The following is a 15,838-nucleotide window of genomic DNA, read 5'->3' as shown; positions in this document are numbered from 1 at the left end:
TCAGCGCCCGCCTCCCTCGATGCCGTCCCCGGCCCGGAAGACCGGGAGGACCAGCTCCTCGTCGTACCGCTCGAACTCCAGCCGCACCGGCATCCCGATCCGCACCTCGTCGTACGGCACCCCGATCACGTTGCTCACGATCCGCACGCCCTCGGACAGCTCGATCAGACCGACCGCGTAGGGCGGATCGAAGGCCGGGAAGGGCGGGTGGTGCATGACGACGTACGAGTAGACGGTCCCCTCACCGCTCGCCCCCACGGTGTCCCACTCCGGGGCGCCGCAGGCAGCGCACCCCGGCAGCCAGGGAAGGCGCAGCGTCCCGCAGCCGGCGCACCGCTGGATCAGCAGCTGGTGCCGGCCCACGCCCTCCCAGAACCCGGCGTTGTCCCGGTTGACGACCGGCCGTGGCCTGGCGCTCTTCGTCCTGCCCGCCGCCGGGGCGTACTTGAGGATCCGGAAGCGGTGTGTCCCCACGAGCTCGCCGGCCGACCGCACCTCCGTCCGGGTCGTGACGAAGTGCCCGCTGCCGAGCCGGGTCGTCTTGTGCTCGGAGACCGATTCGATGACCGCGTCGTAGGTGATCTCGTCCCCGGGGCGCAGCGGCCGCAGGTACTCCTGCTCGCAGTCGGTGGCGACCACCGAGGTGCACCCGGCGTCGTCGAGCAGCCCGAGCAGCTCCTCGAACGCGCCCGAGCGGCTCCGCTGCCCGGAGAGGCCGCCCATGGTCCACACCTGGAGCATCGTGGGCGGTGCGACGGCGCCGGGACCCTCGTACGCCGGACTGGTGTCGTCCATCGCCTCGCACCAGTGCCGGATCATCGGCTCGTTGACCGGGTCCTTGCCGACGCCCGCGACGGCAGCCGCCCGTCCCTCGTACGCCTTCAGCCGCGCCGTCCACCCGGCCGGTCCGGCGCTCACCGCCGCCCCCTCGCCATCCCCAGCCGCATGGTGGCCACGATCTCCTGCTGCACCTCGCTCACCCCGCCCCCGAACGTGTTGATCTGCGCCGCCCTGTTCATCCGCTCCAGCTCGCCGTCCCCGAACACCCCTGGCGAACCGGAACGCACCAGCGCGTCGGCACCCACGATGTGCTGACATATGCGATACGTCTCGACCGCCGATTCCGTTCCCGCGACCTTCACGCCGGCGGCGTCGCCCGGCGCCAACCGGCCGGCCCCCACATCCGCCACCAGACGCCAGTTGAGCAGGCGCGACGCCGCCAGCCGCGCATGCGCCTCGGCCAGCCCCGAACGCACCCAGGGCTCGTCGACCCGGCGCCTGCCTGTCACCGGATCGGGTGTGCGCGCCGCTGCCAGCGCGGCCGTGTAGAAGTCCTCCGCCTGCATGCCGATCGCGGCGAGGGCGACGCGCTCGTGGTTGAGCTGGTTGGTGATCAGCTGCCAGCCGCGGTTCTCCTCGCCGACGAGACGGGAGGCGGGGACACGGATGCCGTCGTAATACGTGGCCGTGGTGGTCAGGCCGCCGACCGTCTCGATCGGCGTCCAGGAGAACCCGGGGGCGTCCGTGGACACGAGGAGGATGGAGATGCCCCGGTGGCGGGGAGCGTCGGGGTCGGTGCGGCAGGCGAGCCAGATCCAGTCGGCGTGCTGGGCGTTGGAGGTGAAGATCTTCTGCCCGTGGACCAGGAAGTCCGTGCCGTCCCGTCGCGCGCGCGTGCGCAGCGCGGCCAGGTCCGTGCCGGCCGAGGGCTCCGAGTAGCCGATCGCGAAAACGAGGTCACCGCTCAGGATGCGTGGCAGGAAGTACTGCTTCTGCTCCTCGCTGCCGTACTTGATGAGCGTCGGACCGACGGTGTTCAGCGTGACCATCGACACCGGCGCACCGGCCCGGTACGCCTCGTCGAAGAACACGAACTGCTCGTCCGCGCCGCGCCCTTGTCCCCCGTACGCGGTCGGCCAGCCGATTCCGAGCAGTCCGTCGGCTCCGATGCGGCGCAGCAGCGCGCGCTGCCGGCCGGGATCGTGGGCGGGCGGGGGCCCGTCGGGCATCAGGTCCCGGAAGTACGTGCGCAGCTCGGCGCGCAGCCGTCGCTGGCGCTCGGTGGGGGCGAGATGCACGGCGGCGGCCCTCCCGGACCTCGTACGGACAGGGGTTTCTGACTGTCCGTCAGCTTCCGTGTGCTGTCAAGGTCGGCGCAAGGGGCGGGCGTACCGCCGGCGGACGCCGTCCGGGGGCCGCCCGGGAGGTGGTGGACGTGCGCGGACACACCGAAACGTCTGCACGACGGCACCGAAGCACCGTCGCGCAGACGCGTTACGACCCCAGGAAGCACACCCCCGTCAGGGAGGCGGGACCGATGAGCTCGACCAGGGCTCATCGGCCGGCACTCACCAGAGCTTGGTGAAGTGGACGACGGTGGTCGACTGATTGACGGCTGTGAACGCGGAGTGGTTCACCTGCGCGGTATTGCTCTGGTTCGAGGCGCCTGAGCCCACCGCCTGCTGTTGCGTGGTCGAGGAGTTGCCGCTGTTGTCGCGTCCGACCCCGCTGCCGCTGACGGTTGCCACCCCCGCGTTCGATCCGTTGTCCGAGATCGCGCCGTTGTCCGCCGTCGCGACACCCGTGAACAGGGCGGCGGCGAGGGGCAGGGCCGAGACGGCGGCGAGAACGCGGGCGGTACGGATGCTTGCCATGTGAGTTCCTCCATGAACCGGATGTACGGACCGGCGGTGGGCCGGGTGGTACGTGGGATACGGCTTGCTCCGAGGTGGCCGGCCGACCGCCCCGACGCTGTTCACGACGTCGCGAGTCCAGAGTTGCCCACCGAATCCCCGGCGAACCACCCCGGAAGCCGCGATTCCCCCTCAAGCGTGAGGACAAGTCGATAAACCCGCTTCGCGACAGTAAAGCCGCGGCTCAGCACGGATCGGGCAGCGGAAAACCAGGCACCGCAAGGGCTGAAGCGTTTCGCCACATGCCCGCCCAAACCGCCCGAAGCCCCCACGTCACGCTCCCGCGCCTGGCGCACTCTTCCATTTTTCGAACACTCGTACGAACATAGAGGCATGGCCACCATCGACCGGCAGGCCACGACCCTGGCCCTGGCCCATGCCCTGTCCGCCGCCGAGCGCGGCCTCGCGGTGATCCCGCTGTCCCGTACGAAGCTCCCGGCCCTGCGCTCACCCCACCGCGCCGACCCCGATCAGACGACCCCGCCCTGCCACGGCGAGTGCGGGCGCTTCGGGCACGGCGTGTACGACGCCTCCACCGACCCCCGACGTATCCGCGCGCTCTTCGCCGCCGCCCCCTGGTCCACCGGCTACGGCATCGCCTGCGGCCTCGACCCGCACCACCTCATCGGCATCGACCTCGACACCAAGGCCGGTACGGACTCCTCCACCGCCCTGCGCGAACTGGCCCTGCGCCACCTGTTCACCATCCCCGACACCGTCGTCGTCGTGACCCCGAGCGGGGGCCGCCACCTCTGGCTGACCGGGCCACCGGACGTGGTCGTCCCCAACTCGGCCAGCCGGCTGGCCCCCGGCATCGACATCCGCGGCGCCGGCGGCTACCTGGTCGGCCCCGGCTCACGCACCGAACACGGCGTGTACGGCACGGCTCCCGGCACCGCCCACCTCGCGCCCGCGCCCTGCCCGGGTGAACTCCTGCGCCTGCTCACGCCCCCACCCCGTACGCGCCACCGCACGCCTCCCGCAACCGGCCATCAGGGCCAGGGGCTGATCCAGTTCGTGCTCGCCGCCCACGCGGGCCAGCGCAACACCCGTCTGTTCTGGGCCGCTTGCCGCGCCTACGAGAACGGCATCGGACCCGACCTGACCCCCGCCCTCGTCGAGGCCGCCGTCCATACCGGCCTCACCGCACGCGAGGCCCACTCGACGATCGCGTCGGCGTCCCGCATGTCGTCCCGGCAACCCGGTCCGTCGCCGGACTGAGGCGCACCGCGGATCACGGTTTCCCGGGGTGCCGTCATGGCACGGACCCGCCTCACCCTGCCTTGGGCCCCGTCGGGACGCCGCCCGCCGTGGCCTGCGTCGGGACCTTCCGGACGAGAACACGGCTCCCGCGCCGCTCACCGTCCCCAGGGAGGAAACGGCGCGGGGCTTCGGTCTCCGGCCCTGACCCGGGACGGCCTCTTCGTTCCGGTCACGCGGGTCCGGCGGGCGGTGTCCGTTCCCCGTCGAGGAGGCCGAGGACGACGACGTCGACGAAGGCGCCGTACACCCAGGCGGAGCGACGCAGGGTGCCCTCGACACGGGCGGCGAAGCACAACGTGTGCGTCCACCCTCTCAGCGGTCCCGGCTGCACCGTCTGGGCCGGGCAGCGACGGGGCCGGAAGCAAGCTGCAATACAGCGGCAAAGCGCGGATGTCCGAGCTCCTTTCAGCGACCTGCGCCGGCCTTACCGGGCTCACCTGCCAACACGTGAGAACGGCCCCCGACCGACTCACCCGGTCAGGGGCCGTTCATCCGCGGTGGGTGTGGCAGATGAACCTGCGTGTGCGACCTGCCCGCACGCCGATCCGATCGACCTCGACCGGTGTCCTGGCCCACGGATGGCCCACGAACGGCCCACGGAAGTGCGCCGCGGGGGATCAGCCGACCCGCAACTGAGCGGGCCTCGGCGAATGGCTTTCCCACCCACCCGGATCGTGAAATCAGTTGTTGTTGGTGTTGGTGCCACCGCCGTTATTGTTGTTGTTATTGGCGTTGCCGCCATTGTTGTTGTTGTTATTGTTGTTGTTGACGTTGACGGTGATGTGCAACCCGCCGTCGTCGAGGTAGTCCCACAGGTCGCGGCCACCGTAGAAGTCCGCACCACCCTTGAGGTATGCCAGGTCTTCGGCGGCATCCGCCTCCGCGGCATCCTTGTAGTCCGCCAGGTCCTCGGCGCCGTCGACGCCCGCGGCATCCTTGTAGTCCGCCAGGTAGTCGGCGGAATCGATGCCCGCCGCGTCCTTGTAGTCCGCCAGGTCTTCGGCGGCGTCGGCCTCCGCGACGTCCCGGGGGACGTTGAAGGTGACGCTCGAGTGGAAGGTCCTGTGCGATTCATGACCTGCGGCCTGCGCCATGGGCGCCGACCAGAGACCTACCACCCCGGTGCCGAGCACGATCAGGGCCGCCGCCCTCGCACCCAGGCGGGGGTGACGCGAGGCGGTGCCCTCGTCCTGGCGCCCGTTGCGCGTCACCTTGAGCTTCGGGGACATATTGCGTCCTCTCTCCCCGCATAGGCGAGGGAACTGTCCGATTGGTTCGAGGATGCAAACGTTGAGCCGCATCCAGCCTCATCACGCTTTCCGTGCGAACTGCATGCGATAACGGTTCGGCCTGCGGTGTTAGGCCAGATGCTGGCATGTCTACGACATGCGGCTCACACCGATGGCGCCCTTGGGTGCCAGGCGATAAAGTGATCGGCCTCAAATTTTCGTGACGCTGCGTCAGTTCGCCTGTCAGGCCGTTCGAAGGGTCGGTGCCGGACGGGCGGAGGCGGCGACAGGTGGTCAGGTCGCGCGGCGGGCTGCGGGCTGCACGCGGAAGGGGCGCCCCCGTCACCGGGAGCGCCCCTTCCGACCTTCAAGACTTCGACCTGCGCGGTGGGTGTGGGATTTGAACCCACGGTGACATCGCTGCCACGACGGTTTTCAAGACCGTTCCCTTAGGCCGCTCGGGCAACCCACCCCGCGCCGCCCACGATTGTCGGTGGCGCGGGGACAAGACTAACCGGTCAGCTGTCGCCGTCGCGCTGGCCCAGGGTGACCTCGGTGGTGCGGGTCTTCCCGTCGCGCGTGAAGGTGAGCTTGACGGTGTCGCCGGGCCGGTGGGTCCAGATCTCGCCGATGAGGGTCGGGCCGCTGTCGATCACCTGGTCGTCGAGCTTGGTGATGACGTCACCCGGCCTGAGGCCGGCCTTGTCGGCGGGGCCGCCGGAGGTCACCGCCGCGGAACCGCTCGCGCCCTGTTCGGTGATCTTCGCGCCGCTGGTGCCCTCTTCGAGGGAGACGGACGCGCCGATCACCGGGTAGACCGGCTTGCCGGTCTTGATGAGCTGCTGGGCGACGTTCTTCGCCTGGTTGATCGGGATCGCGAAGCCGAGACCGATGGAACCGGACTGACTGGTGCCGCCCAGGCCGCCGCCGCTCGTCGACTGGATCGCGGAGTTGATACCGATGACGGAGCCCTGGGCGTCCAGGAGCGGGCCACCGGAGTTGCCCGGGTTGATCGAGGCGTCCGTCTGCAGGGCGCTCATGTACGAGGCCTTGCTGCTCGAGCTGCCGTCGCTGGAGGCCACCGGGCGGTTCTTGGCGCTGATGATGCCCGTGGTCACCGTGTTGGACAGGCCGAAGGGGGCACCGATCGCGATCGTCGAGTCGCCGACGGCCACCTTGTCGGAGTTGCCGAGGGCGAGCGGCTGGAGATCGGACGGCGCGTTCTTGAGCTTGATGACCGCGACGTCGTAACCCTGCGCGTGGCCGACCACCTCGGCGTCGTACTTCTTGCCGTCGGGGAAGGTCGCGGTGAGCTTGCCGCCGTCGACCGCGTCCGCCACGACGTGGTTGTTGGTGAGGATGTGGCCCTGCTTGTCGAAGACGAAGCCCGTGCCGGTGCCGCCCTCGCCGTTGGTGCTCTCGGCCTCGATGGTGACGGTGCTCGGCAGCGCCTTGGCCGCCACGCCCGCGACCGTGCCCGAGGCGCGCTTGACGTCGCCGCTGTTGCTCGGGGCGGAGACCGTCGTCGAGCCGGTGGAACTGTCGTTGCCCCTGGCCAGGGAGTAGCCGATGCCACCGCCGACTCCGCCCGCGACGAGCGCGGCCACCAGGATGGCGGCGACCAGGCCGCCACGTCCGTTCTTCGGCTTCGGCGCGGGCTGCCCGTAGGTGGAACCCCACCCGCCGCCGCCCGAGCCGCCACCGTCCGCGTACGCCGGGGTCGCGGGCGGCGGAGGCGGCCAGCCCGCCTCGGCCGCGGGAACGGCCCCGGGCGCCCCGGAACCGTAGCCCGGCGCCCCGGGAGTCCCCGAGCCGTGCCCGTACGGGTCGGGCGCCCCGGCGCTCGTCGACGCGTACGCCGGTGCCTGCCCCGGTGCGCCGGGGGCGCCCGGAGGCACCGACGGGATCTGAGCGGTCGGCGCGCCCCCTTCGGGCGCAACGTTCTGCGCGGAAGCAGCGGGAGTTTCCACCGGCACGGGAGGTGCGGACGGGGCCGGGGGTACTGCGGTGCCCTCGTTCTCGGTGCTCACAGCTCTTCTCCTCGATCCACGGCTGTTGTTCTCGGTCGCACTCGGTCACGCTCGCTCACGCTTGTCGACGGGTCCGGCGCGATGCAGCTGTGCTGGTCGTGCATGTGCTTTTTGTACGCCGTCAGCTTTTCCCACAGGACGTCAGAGCACCATAAGCGGTGGCTGTGGGTCCAGGTCCATTCTTTACATAGGTCTTTTCTGGCGCAATGGTTTCATTTGTGGCGTATCCGACCCGACGGTCGCCCCGCAGCGGTGGCACCATGACGCGGTGACCCACGCACGACAGCACCCGATCCAGGTCGTCGCCCATCGCGGGGCCTCCGAAGAGGCCCCCGAGCACACCCTGGCCGCTTACAAGAAGGCGATCGAGGACGGTGCCGACGCCCTCGAGTGCGATGTACGGCTGACCGCGGACGGACACCTCGTCTGCGTCCACGACCGTCGCGTCAACCGTACGTCCAACGGCCGCGGGGCGGTCTCCGCCCTGGAACTCGCCGACCTGGCAGCGCTGGACTTCGGCGCCTGGAGGAACCGCGACGAGTCCCCCGACTGGGAGTACGGCCCCGGGGACCCGGAGGACACGTCCGTCCTCACCCTGGAGCGGCTGCTCGAACTCGTCGCGGACGCGGGCCGCCGCGTGGAGCTGGCCATCGAGACCAAGCACCCCACACGCTGGGCCGGGCAGGTCGAGGACCGGCTGCTGCTGCTCCTGAAGCGTTTCGGGCTGGACTCCCCGCAGAGCGCCACGACCTCGCCCGTCCGCGTCATGAGCTTCTCGGCCCGCTCCCTGCACCGCGTCCGGGCCGCGTCCCCGACCATGCCGACGGTCTATCTGCTGCAGTTCATCTCGCCCCGGCTGCGCGACGGACGGCTTCCCGCGGGTGTCCGGATCGCAGGCCCTTCGATGCGGATCGTACGCAGCCACCCCGGCTACATCGAACGGCTGAAACGAGCCGGGCACCAGGTGCACGTCTGGACCGTGAACGAGCCCGAGGACGTCGACCTCTGCGTTGAGCTGGGCATTGACGCCATCATCACCAACCGGCCGCGCGCGGTCCTGCACCAGCTCGGCCGCTGACCTGGCGCGCTCCCCCCTCGGAGGCCACCGGTCGAACCCCGGGACGGCCGTCGAAATCCAGCCACACGGTGACAGGGAGTGCACCGGCGCGTTCGTTCCGTATTCGATCGTTACGAGTGCGTCAGCAGACCTGGATTGGCCGGTTTCCGGTCCAGTTCAGTGGGGCATCCACACCGTGGCGTGGGGCAAAGGAGGTCTCGGGGGTGGCGTTGGTGGTGGCACGGGAAGTGCCCACGTCGTCGAGCATGGCCGTTCCCCATGGCCCTGCGGGCGTGGGCAAGGCCAGGCGTCGGATGAGGGATCAGCTGCGCACGGGCGGAATGGCGGAATCGGTCGTCGACGACGCCGTACTGATCCTTTCCGAATTGCTGAGCAACGCGTGCCGGCACGGCAGACCGCTCGGCGACGCCCTGTCGGGCGACGGCGACGTGCGGGCCGCGTGGCGCGTCGACGCGTCCGGAAGGCTCACCGTCGAGGTGACGGACGGCGGCGGGCCCACCCGCCCGGTTCCGGCCACCCCCTCGGTCACGGCACACGGCGGCCGCGGGCTGAACATCATCACGGCGCTGGCGAAGGACTGGGGCGTCCGCGACGACGCCCGCGGGGAGGTCACGGTGTGGGTCGTCGTCCAGGAGGACGTCGCCGACGTGACCACCGGGCACCGTCGCGACGACTTCGCTACGCGCGTCGCGTCACCGGCTGTGTCCGCGATACCCGAGCTGGACTTCGCGGACGCCTTCGACGACCTGGACTGAAAACCCGGTTCCGGAAGGACCCGGTGCGTTGTCCACAGGGTCCCTTCGGCCGTCGCGCGAACGGCTAGGCTCGCGCCCGTACGAGTCGAGCCGTGATCGGGAGACACCCACGATGGCCAAGAAGCGACCCCAGACGAAGGCCCAGCGGCCTCAGCTGCAAGACGGGGAAATCCCGGTTGTCGGCGCTCGCGAACCCTGCCCCTGCGGCAGCGGCCGCCGCTACAAGGCCTGCCACGGCCGGGCGGCCGCGCACGCGGTGACCGAGCTGGTGCAGCGCCCGTTCGAGGGCCTGCCGAGCGAGGGCGACTGGGTCGCGCTGCGTGAGCTGGTCCCCGCCGCGACCGTCGAGCTGAAGCTCAAGGAGAGCCTCCCCGAGGACGTTCCCTCGGTGACGCTCGCCACCGTCCTGCCGATGGCCTGGCCCGCGCTGCGCCGCGACGACGGCTCGGTCCTGCTCGGCCTGCAGAACGACACGGCGTCCGGCGACATCAGCCGCGACCTCGCCGACACCCTGCGGCGCGCCCTCACGGCCGAGCCCGGCACGCCGGTCCCGGGCCGCCGCGCCCCGGCCGACGGACCGCGGCTGCAGGAACTGCTCGACCCCGAAGGCGCCTTCGAGCCAGTTGTGCACACGGGCTTCGAGTTCTGGGTCCCGGACGCGGAGAACTCGACGCCGGACGTGGCCGCCTCCCTGGAGCGGGCCAACGCCGCGGCCGTCCCCACCGTGAAGCTCGCCGGCGTCGACGCCGCGTACTGGTGCGAGACCCCCGACAAGAACCACCTGCGCTGGGTCATGCCGCACCCCGAGGAACAGCTTCTGGACGCGCTCGCGCGACTGCACGCGGCCGGCCGGTCGAGTCTCGGCGAGGGCACCCGGCTGGTCGGCTCCTTCCGCGCGCACGGGCTCACGGTGCCGGTCTGGGACCTGCCGAGCGGTGTCACGGCCGACGACATCGAGAAGCCGGCGGCCGAATTCGCCGAACGCCTGGCGACCGCCCTGGCCTCGGACGCGCCGCTCACCGGGGACGAACGCCGGGCACGCGGCGGGCTCACCAACCGACAGGTCACGCTGAGCTGATCCTCGGTCGCGGCACTGACCGACCGGTCAGCTGGTCCAGGCCCTTGAGCACAGGTGACTCCTGTCACAACTCCCGGTTGTGACAGCGGAATCCGTGTCCGAATAGCCGAGATCGAATTTGCGAACCGCCGATCTCTTGTTACCGTTCGAGTAGCCCGGTTGCTGGTGCATCCCCCGTCGCCAGCAACCGGGTCTTTTCATGTCCGGAATCTCGTACGGCCTCAACGGCCTTGCCACAGAGGCAAGTTGCTAAGAACCCGTACTGCTCCCGGAGCGCAGCAGCAGCGGCCCGTCCCCGGCGCCCTTCGCGAACTCCGCGACCGCCGTGTAGGCCCCCGCCCCACCCGCCGTGCGCTCCCTGGGCGTCTCGCACGCTCCTGGATCGTCCTCCGCGTCCACCACGCACCTCATCTGCACGCTGTGGCCGGCGGGCCCCATGAGGCTCAGCACGGAGCTCAGCGCGTCGCCGGTCGCGTTGCGGTAGTACGTGCGCGCCCAGGTGTCCGCCCCCCGGGTCAGGACGCAGGTCTGTGCCTCGATGCCGTCCGGAGAGGAGAGTGCGGGGCCGCACCGGGCGGCGGTGGCCAGGTCCCGCCCCAGCAGCCGGGACGAGGACGCGCGCAGGCCCCCGGAGCCGGGAGGACGCCCCTTCTCGTCGACGCGCCCGGAGGCACCGACGACCGCGGGGCCCTCGTCCCCGACGGGCCCCGCGGACGCCACGGTCAGCGGCAGAGCGACGATGAACGCCACGACACCGGTCAACGCCCCCAGCCGAACACTTCGGGGGCCCGGCCCGCCGCGCAGCGGCAAGGAATCTCTGTGTCGGCCAAGATGACGCTGCATACCGCGGAAGATAACGAGCCCGGGCGGGCGCGCGGCTCGCCGCGCGCCGGAGCGCCCTACAACTCGGGCGCGCTCACACCCGTACGAGTGAGCGCCTCCACCACGGCGTCCACCACGGCCTCCACACCGGGCACCCAGGGCGCGGCCGAGCCGGGCAGCGGTGCCCGCTCCCAGCGGATCCGGCCCTGGCCGGTCTCGGACGGGGGCAGCGCGATGTAACCGCCCTCGCCGTGGAAGCGCAGGGAACCCGGTACGAAGTCCTTGGCGTAGAGCAGCTCACCGAGCTGCTCCATGGAGTACGGCGCGACGAGGATCGCCCACCGCGTGGGGGCCGCGACGACCGGGCCGAGGCGCATGCCCTTGCGGTCGAGCGCGTCGAGCGCGCGGGCCGCCGCGGGGGCGGGCAGGCTCACCGCGCAGGGGGCCCTGCCGCCGGTGGCCAGCACGATGGGTGCCGACGGCCGGTTGGTCCACCACCAGCGCACCATGCGCTCGTCGGCGGTGGCCGCGAGGAGGCCGGGGTCGAAGGGGTGGGCGCCGGGCACCGTGCACTCCGGGTCCGGACAGCCGCAGCGGGCACGCCCCTGCGGATCCGGTGCCACACCCGGGAGTACGGGCCAGCGCCAATCGGCCGCGAAGGTCAGGGCCGCGCTGAGCATCTCAGGCCTCCCGTTGTTCCGCCTGGACAGGAGCCTGCGTCGCCTTCCGAGGATCTCGCGCATGAGCGCTCGTTCCTTTCCGTTGCACGCCTGGCAACACCGTGGATCACATCACGTCATGTGTCGATCACTTCACTGTGCGTACCTGCTGGCGCATCACACCCCTGCACACGGCAAGGGGAACCCCTCTGGGCCGAGCATTGGCTGCGTCCGCGTCCATACTGCGTCTGTCTGAAGCACGGGCATGGCGTGGGGTGGCGGCGCCTGGCGCTTTGCTGTCCCGCGTATTGCTTGCCGCCTCCGCCACGGGAGGATGGGGCACGGTCATCGGTAGTTAAGACGCCCGGGTCCGATTCCAGGTTCCGAGCGGATCCCAACCGCCCCTGGCCTTCACCGAGTACGTACCCACCACGACCGCTGTGACGCTCCGTCGAACGAGGCCAGTCGACCTCAATAACGTGTTACCCGAGTCAGTTTTAAGCCAACTTTGCTTTCCCGCAAGGGTTACCGAGGGTCTCCTGGACACCAGGAATCCCAGCAGGACAATGCTGGACATCCCCTCACGAGTGCGTGTACATGTGGAGACACTGCCAGCGGCGCAGAACGACATGGGGGTTTGCGATGCTATTGAGCAATACGCACAGGTCGGAAAGCCGGACGCCATGAACGCCCCTCACCTTCCGAAAGTGGCCGGAATCGATTCAACGGTTCCCGCTCCCGCACACACTGTCGCGCCTACATCCTCCGCCCCGGGCGCCACTTCGGCCACTCCGGCGGCTCCGGCCACCGGCCCCGGCCTCGTCCTCCAGGACCGGCTCGCCGGCTGGGTCTCCGATCTCACGACGCTCCACGAACTCACCGAGCGCCTGGCGCGCACCGCGGCGCTGAGCGACGCCCTGCACGAACTGCTGCGCGCCGGAGCCTCCCTCGTGGGCGCGCGGCGCGGTCTCGTCGTCCTGGAGCCGGGCGACGGACTCGGCCCGGACACCACCGTCGGCCTGGGTCTGGGCCGCGCCGATCTCGGCCACATCGAGACCGTTCCGCGCAGCTCCATGTCGTACGGCAGGATTCTGGACGGCCTGCCCGGCGGCGACGCCGAGATCGCTCAGCCCGACCTGCTCTCCGAGGACGGCCTCGACCCCCGCCACCGCGAGGTGGCCGCCCGGCTCGGCTACGCCGCGAGTTACACGCTGCCCCTGTCCACCCGGGCGGCGGGCCGGCTGGGCGCGGCCGTATGGCTCTACGACGAGCCCGCCGAACCGGTGGAGCGCCGGCGCCACCTCGTCGGCCTCTACGTCCGGTACGCGACCGAGCACCTGGCACGGCTGGTGGAACTGGAGCGCACGCGCGCGTGCCTGGCGACCGTCTCCGAGGAGCTGCTCCCCCCACGGCTGCCCCGGGTCCCCGGCATCCAGCTGGCCGCCCGCCATCGCACGGGTCCGCGCGGTGGCGGAGACTGGTACGACGCGCTGCCGCTGCCCGACGCCGCGCTCGGCCTCTCGGTCGGATCCGTCACCGGGTCGGGACCCAGCGCGATCGCCGCGATGGGCCGGCTGCGGGCGTCCCTGCGGGCGTACGCCGTGATGGAGGGCGAGGACCCGGTCGCGGTCCTGTCCGACCTCGAACTGCTGCTGCGGCTGACGGAGCCCGCCCGTTCCGCGACCGCCCTCTTCGCCTACTGCGAGCCCGCGCTGCGCAGGATCACCCTCGCCGGGGCCGGTCACAGCCCGCCGCTGCTCATCGGCGCCCGGCGCACGGAGTTCGTGGAGACCTCACTGTCCGCGCCCCTGGGGATGCTCGCCTGCTGGGAGGCGCCGAGCGTCGAGCTGACCGCCGAGGCCGGTGAGACCGTGCTGCTCTACACCGACGGTCTGCTGCACCGCACCGGCGACCCCATGGACCGTGCCTTCGCCCGGCTGCACGCGGCGGCCGCGAGCGTGCCGAGGTCGCTGCGCGAGGATCCCGGCGCCATCGCCGACCATGTCCTGCGGACCGTGCTCCCGGACGAGTGCGGGACCGGCTCCGCCGGGTCCGGGGTGCCGGTCGGCACGGCGAGACCCTGGGCGGGAGGCGGCAGCGACGAGGACGTGGTGCTGCTGGCGGCCCGCTTCGAGTGACGGATACGTGGGGCCGCCGCAAGTGATCGCTTCGAGTGACGGATGCGTGGGGCCGCCGCAAGTGATCGCTTCGAGTGACGGATGCGTGGGGCCGCTCCGAACAACCGCGACGGGGCCATCACGCGGGGCGCTCCGGCGCCCTCGCGACGGGTGGCTCAGATGTTCTCGGACCGCGCACCCCGGCGCCTCCTCGGCGAGCCCTCCTCGCTCCTCCCGGTGGATCCTCCTCCGCCGCTCCCGGCGAGTCCCCCGGAGCACTCCCCGTGAGCTCTGGCGCACGCACGGTGCGTTCCGGCGTGCGCGCGGTGGGGTCGTCTCGCACGCGCGGTGAGTCCCCTCGCACACGCGGTGAGCTCTGGGCGTAAAGGCCTTCCGGCCCCGGGCACGTTCCCGTACGACCGTACGATGGAGGCGGTCCAGAGTCGTATCAAGGAGGCAGACCGTGTCGGAGGCGCTCAACCCGGAGACCCCGGAAACCGTGCTCGACGAAGCCGCTGACGAAGCGGTCGAAGAAGAGCCGATCAAGCAGCGCAAGAACGGCCTGTACCCGGGCGTGTCCGACGAGCTCGCCGAGAGCATGAAGTCCGGCTGGGCCGACACCGAGCTGCGCGGCCTGGAGCCGATCGCGCAGGCCGAGTACACCGCCGCCCGCCGCGCCGCACTCTCCGCGCGTTTCCCGGGCGACCGGCTGGTGGTCCCCGCGGGCAACCTGAAGACCCGGTCGAACGACACGGAGTACCCCTTCCGTGCCTCGGTCGAGTACGCGTACCTGACCGGCAACCTGACCGAGGACGGCGTCCTGGTCATGGAGCCGACGTCGGACGGCCACAAGGCCACGATCTACCTGCTGCCGCGCTCCGACCGGGAGAACGGCGAGTTCTGGCTGTCCGGCCAGGGCGAACTGTGGGTCGGCCGCCGCCACTCCCTCACCGAGGCCGAGCAGCTGTACGGCATCCCGGCGTCGGACGTCCGCGAACTGGCCGCGGCGCTGAAGGAGGCCACCGGTCCCGTCCGTGTCGTGCGCGGCCACGACGCCGGCATCGAGGCGGCCCTGACCGACAAGGTCACCGCCGAGCGCGACGAGGAGCTGCGGGTCTTCCTCTCCGAGGCACGGCTGGTCAAGGACGAGTTCGAGGCCGGCGAGCTGCAGAAGGCCGTCGACTCGACGGTGCGCGGCTTCGAGGACGTCGTGAAGATCCTGGACAGGGCCGAGGCGACCAGCGAGCGCTACATCGAGGGCACCTTCTTCCTGCGCGCCCGCGTCGAGGGCAACGACATCGGCTACGGCTCCATCTGCGCCGCCGGGCCGCACGCCTGCACGCTGCACTGGGTGCGCAACGACGGACCGGTGCGCTCCGGCGACCTGCTGCTGCTGGACGCGGGCGTCGAGACGCACACCCTCTACACCGCCGACGTCACGCGCACGCTGCCGATCGACGGCACGTACACCGAGATCCAGAAGAAGATCTACGACGCCGTGTACGAGGCCCAGGAGGCCGGCATCGCGGCCGTGCAGCCCGGCGCCAAGTACCGCGACTTCCACGACGCGGCGCAGCGTGTGCTGGCCGAGAGGATCGTCGAGTGGGGCCTGGTCGAGGGCCCGGTCGAGCGCGTCCTGGAACTCGGTCTGCAGCGTCGCTGGACCCTGCACGGCACGGGTCACATGCTCGGCATGGACGTCCACGACTGCGCGGCCGCGCGGACCGAGACGTACGTGGAGGGCACGCTGGAGCCGGGCATGTGCCTGACCGTCGAGCCGGGTCTGTACTTCCAGGCCGACGACCTGACCGTCCCCGAGGAGTACCGCGGCATCGGCGTCCGCATCGAGGACGACATCCTGGTCACCGAGGACGGCAACCGGAACCTGTCGGAAGGGCTGCCGCGGCGCTCCGACGAGGTCGAGGCGTGGATGGCCGCGCTGAAGGGCTGATCCTGAGCAGGACGGCCGGGTACCCCACGGGTGCCCGGCCGTTCTCGGTTCGCGGCGGCGCGGCCCGTCCTGTCCGGCCTGGCAGGGTGCCCCGGGCTTCACCGGCCGGCAGCGTGCCTCGACAGTCGGCGGTCAGTGGTCGGCGCTTGGCGGTCGGGCGGCT

At 71.1% G+C, this 15,838-nt stretch carries 14 protein-coding genes and 1 tRNA gene; 6 read left to right on the top strand and 9 right to left on the bottom strand.

Going from position 1 to position 15,838, the window contains the following annotated elements:
• From OG199_RS22045 to OG199_RS22035, 3 genes are all read right to left on the bottom strand, one after another.
• On the bottom strand, nt 1–918 hold the full coding sequence (locus OG199_RS22045; protein WP_401807506.1) for a bifunctional MaoC family dehydratase N-terminal/OB-fold nucleic acid binding domain-containing protein: 918 nt from the start codon (nt 916–918) through the stop codon (nt 1–3).
• Nucleotides 915–2,078: an acyl-CoA dehydrogenase family protein gene (locus OG199_RS22040; protein ID WP_405830905.1), complete on the bottom strand. Its 1,164-nt coding sequence runs from the start codon at nt 2,076–2,078 to the stop codon at nt 915–917. Before OG199_RS22040 ends, OG199_RS22045 begins: the two co-directional genes overlap by 4 nt.
• Before the next feature lie 270 nt (nt 2,079–2,348).
• Complete coding sequence (locus OG199_RS22035) at nt 2,349–2,654, bottom strand: hypothetical protein (RefSeq protein WP_401807502.1); 306 nt, start codon at nt 2,652–2,654, stop codon at nt 2,349–2,351.
• A 372-nt stretch (nt 2,655–3,026) separates the two neighbouring features.
• Here OG199_RS22035 and OG199_RS22030 point away from each other — a divergent pair, with 372 nt between their 5' ends.
• Nucleotides 3,027–3,914 (top strand): bifunctional DNA primase/polymerase, encoded by an 888-nt coding sequence (locus OG199_RS22030; protein ID WP_405830904.1) that lies wholly within the window; start codon nt 3,027–3,029, stop codon nt 3,912–3,914.
• Nucleotides 3,915–4,125: 211 nt separating this feature from the next.
• Here OG199_RS22030 and OG199_RS22025 read toward each other — a convergent pair whose 3' ends face one another.
• The 4 genes from OG199_RS22025 to OG199_RS22010 form a co-directional block, all read right to left on the bottom strand.
• Nucleotides 4,126–4,251: a hypothetical protein gene (locus OG199_RS22025; RefSeq protein WP_401807499.1), complete on the bottom strand. Its 126-nt coding sequence runs from the start codon at nt 4,249–4,251 to the stop codon at nt 4,126–4,128.
• 385 nt (nt 4,252–4,636) lie between these two features.
• Nucleotides 4,637–5,185, bottom strand: a complete 549-nt coding sequence (locus OG199_RS22020; protein ID WP_405830902.1) for a hypothetical protein — start codon at nt 5,183–5,185, stop codon at nt 4,637–4,639.
• Between the two features lie 385 nt (nt 5,186–5,570).
• Nucleotides 5,571–5,657, bottom strand: a tRNA-Ser gene (locus tag OG199_RS22015).
• A gap of 46 nt (nt 5,658–5,703) precedes the next feature.
• A complete protein-coding gene (locus OG199_RS22010; RefSeq protein ID WP_356808764.1) occupies nt 5,704–7,215 on the bottom strand; it encodes a trypsin-like peptidase domain-containing protein in 1,512 nt (503 codons plus the stop codon).
• A 268-nt stretch (nt 7,216–7,483) separates the two neighbouring features.
• On the opposite strand from OG199_RS22010, the gene OG199_RS22005 reads away from it, so the two are divergent.
• The 3 genes from OG199_RS22005 to OG199_RS21995 all read left to right on the top strand — a co-directional run bounded on the left by OG199_RS22005 (nt 7,484) and on the right by OG199_RS21995 (nt 10,126).
• A complete protein-coding gene (locus tag OG199_RS22005; protein ID WP_356808765.1) occupies nt 7,484–8,293 on the top strand; it encodes a glycerophosphodiester phosphodiesterase in 810 nt (269 codons plus the stop codon).
• Between the two features lie 116 nt (nt 8,294–8,409).
• Nucleotides 8,410–9,048, top strand: a complete 639-nt coding sequence (locus tag OG199_RS22000; protein ID WP_356808766.1) for an ATP-binding protein — start codon at nt 8,410–8,412, stop codon at nt 9,046–9,048.
• Between the two features lie 112 nt (nt 9,049–9,160).
• Nucleotides 9,161–10,126 carry a DUF5926 family protein gene (locus OG199_RS21995; protein ID WP_356808767.1) on the top strand — a complete coding sequence of 322 codons (966 nt, stop codon included), beginning with the start codon at nt 9,161–9,163 and terminating at the stop codon, nt 10,124–10,126.
• A gap of 249 nt (nt 10,127–10,375) precedes the next feature.
• Here OG199_RS21995 and OG199_RS21990 read toward each other — a convergent pair whose 3' ends face one another.
• Together OG199_RS21990 and OG199_RS21985 are read right to left on the bottom strand one after the other, a co-directional pair.
• Nucleotides 10,376–10,969, bottom strand: coding sequence for a hypothetical protein (locus OG199_RS21990; protein WP_401807494.1), 594 nt, complete (start codon nt 10,967–10,969; stop codon nt 10,376–10,378).
• A 56-nt stretch (nt 10,970–11,025) separates the two neighbouring features.
• The gene (locus OG199_RS21985) at nt 11,026–11,691 is read right to left on the bottom strand and encodes a bifunctional DNA primase/polymerase (protein WP_329322343.1); all 666 of its coding nucleotides are present in this window, start codon (nt 11,689–11,691) and stop codon (nt 11,026–11,028) included.
• A 482-nt stretch (nt 11,692–12,173) separates the two neighbouring features.
• On the opposite strand from OG199_RS21985, the gene OG199_RS21980 reads away from it, so the two are divergent.
• Together OG199_RS21980 and OG199_RS21975 are read left to right on the top strand one after the other, a co-directional pair.
• Nucleotides 12,174–13,745: a PP2C family protein-serine/threonine phosphatase gene (locus OG199_RS21980; RefSeq protein WP_356798041.1), complete on the top strand. Its 1,572-nt coding sequence runs from the start codon at nt 12,174–12,176 to the stop codon at nt 13,743–13,745.
• Nucleotides 13,746–14,187: 442 nt separating this feature from the next.
• Nucleotides 14,188–15,675 (top strand): aminopeptidase P family protein, encoded by a 1,488-nt coding sequence (locus tag OG199_RS21975; RefSeq protein WP_401807491.1) that lies wholly within the window; start codon nt 14,188–14,190, stop codon nt 15,673–15,675.
• Nucleotides 15,676–15,838 lie beyond the last annotated feature (163 nt).

Source organism: Streptomyces sp. NBC_01176 (assembly GCF_045039825.1).
Taxonomy (GTDB): domain Bacteria; phylum Actinomycetota; class Actinomycetes; order Streptomycetales; family Streptomycetaceae; genus Streptomyces.
The sequence above is the reverse complement of the archived record's forward strand: the minus strand, read 5'-3'. Positions and strand labels throughout refer to the sequence as shown.

Excerpts from the sequence above, each read along its gene's own strand:
- OG199_RS22035 (WP_401807502.1), bottom strand. The coding sequence starts at position 2,654 with ATGGCAAGCATCCGTACCGCCCGCGTTCTCGCCGCCGTCTCGGCCCTG.
- OG199_RS22030 (WP_405830904.1), top strand. The coding sequence starts at position 3,027 with ATGGCCACCATCGACCGGCAGGCCACGACCCTGGCCCTGGCCCATGCC.
- OG199_RS22020 (WP_405830902.1), bottom strand. The coding sequence starts at position 5,185 with ATGTCCCCGAAGCTCAAGGTGACGCGCAACGGGCGCCAGGACGAGGGC.
- OG199_RS21995 (WP_356808767.1), top strand. The coding sequence starts at position 9,161 with ATGGCCAAGAAGCGACCCCAGACGAAGGCCCAGCGGCCTCAGCTGCAA.
- OG199_RS21990 (WP_401807494.1), bottom strand. The coding sequence starts at position 10,969 with ATGCAGCGTCATCTTGGCCGACACAGAGATTCCTTGCCGCTGCGCGGC.
- OG199_RS21985 (WP_329322343.1), bottom strand. The coding sequence starts at position 11,691 with ATGCGCGAGATCCTCGGAAGGCGACGCAGGCTCCTGTCCAGGCGGAAC.
- OG199_RS21980 (WP_356798041.1), top strand. The coding sequence starts at position 12,174 with ATGCTGGACATCCCCTCACGAGTGCGTGTACATGTGGAGACACTGCCA.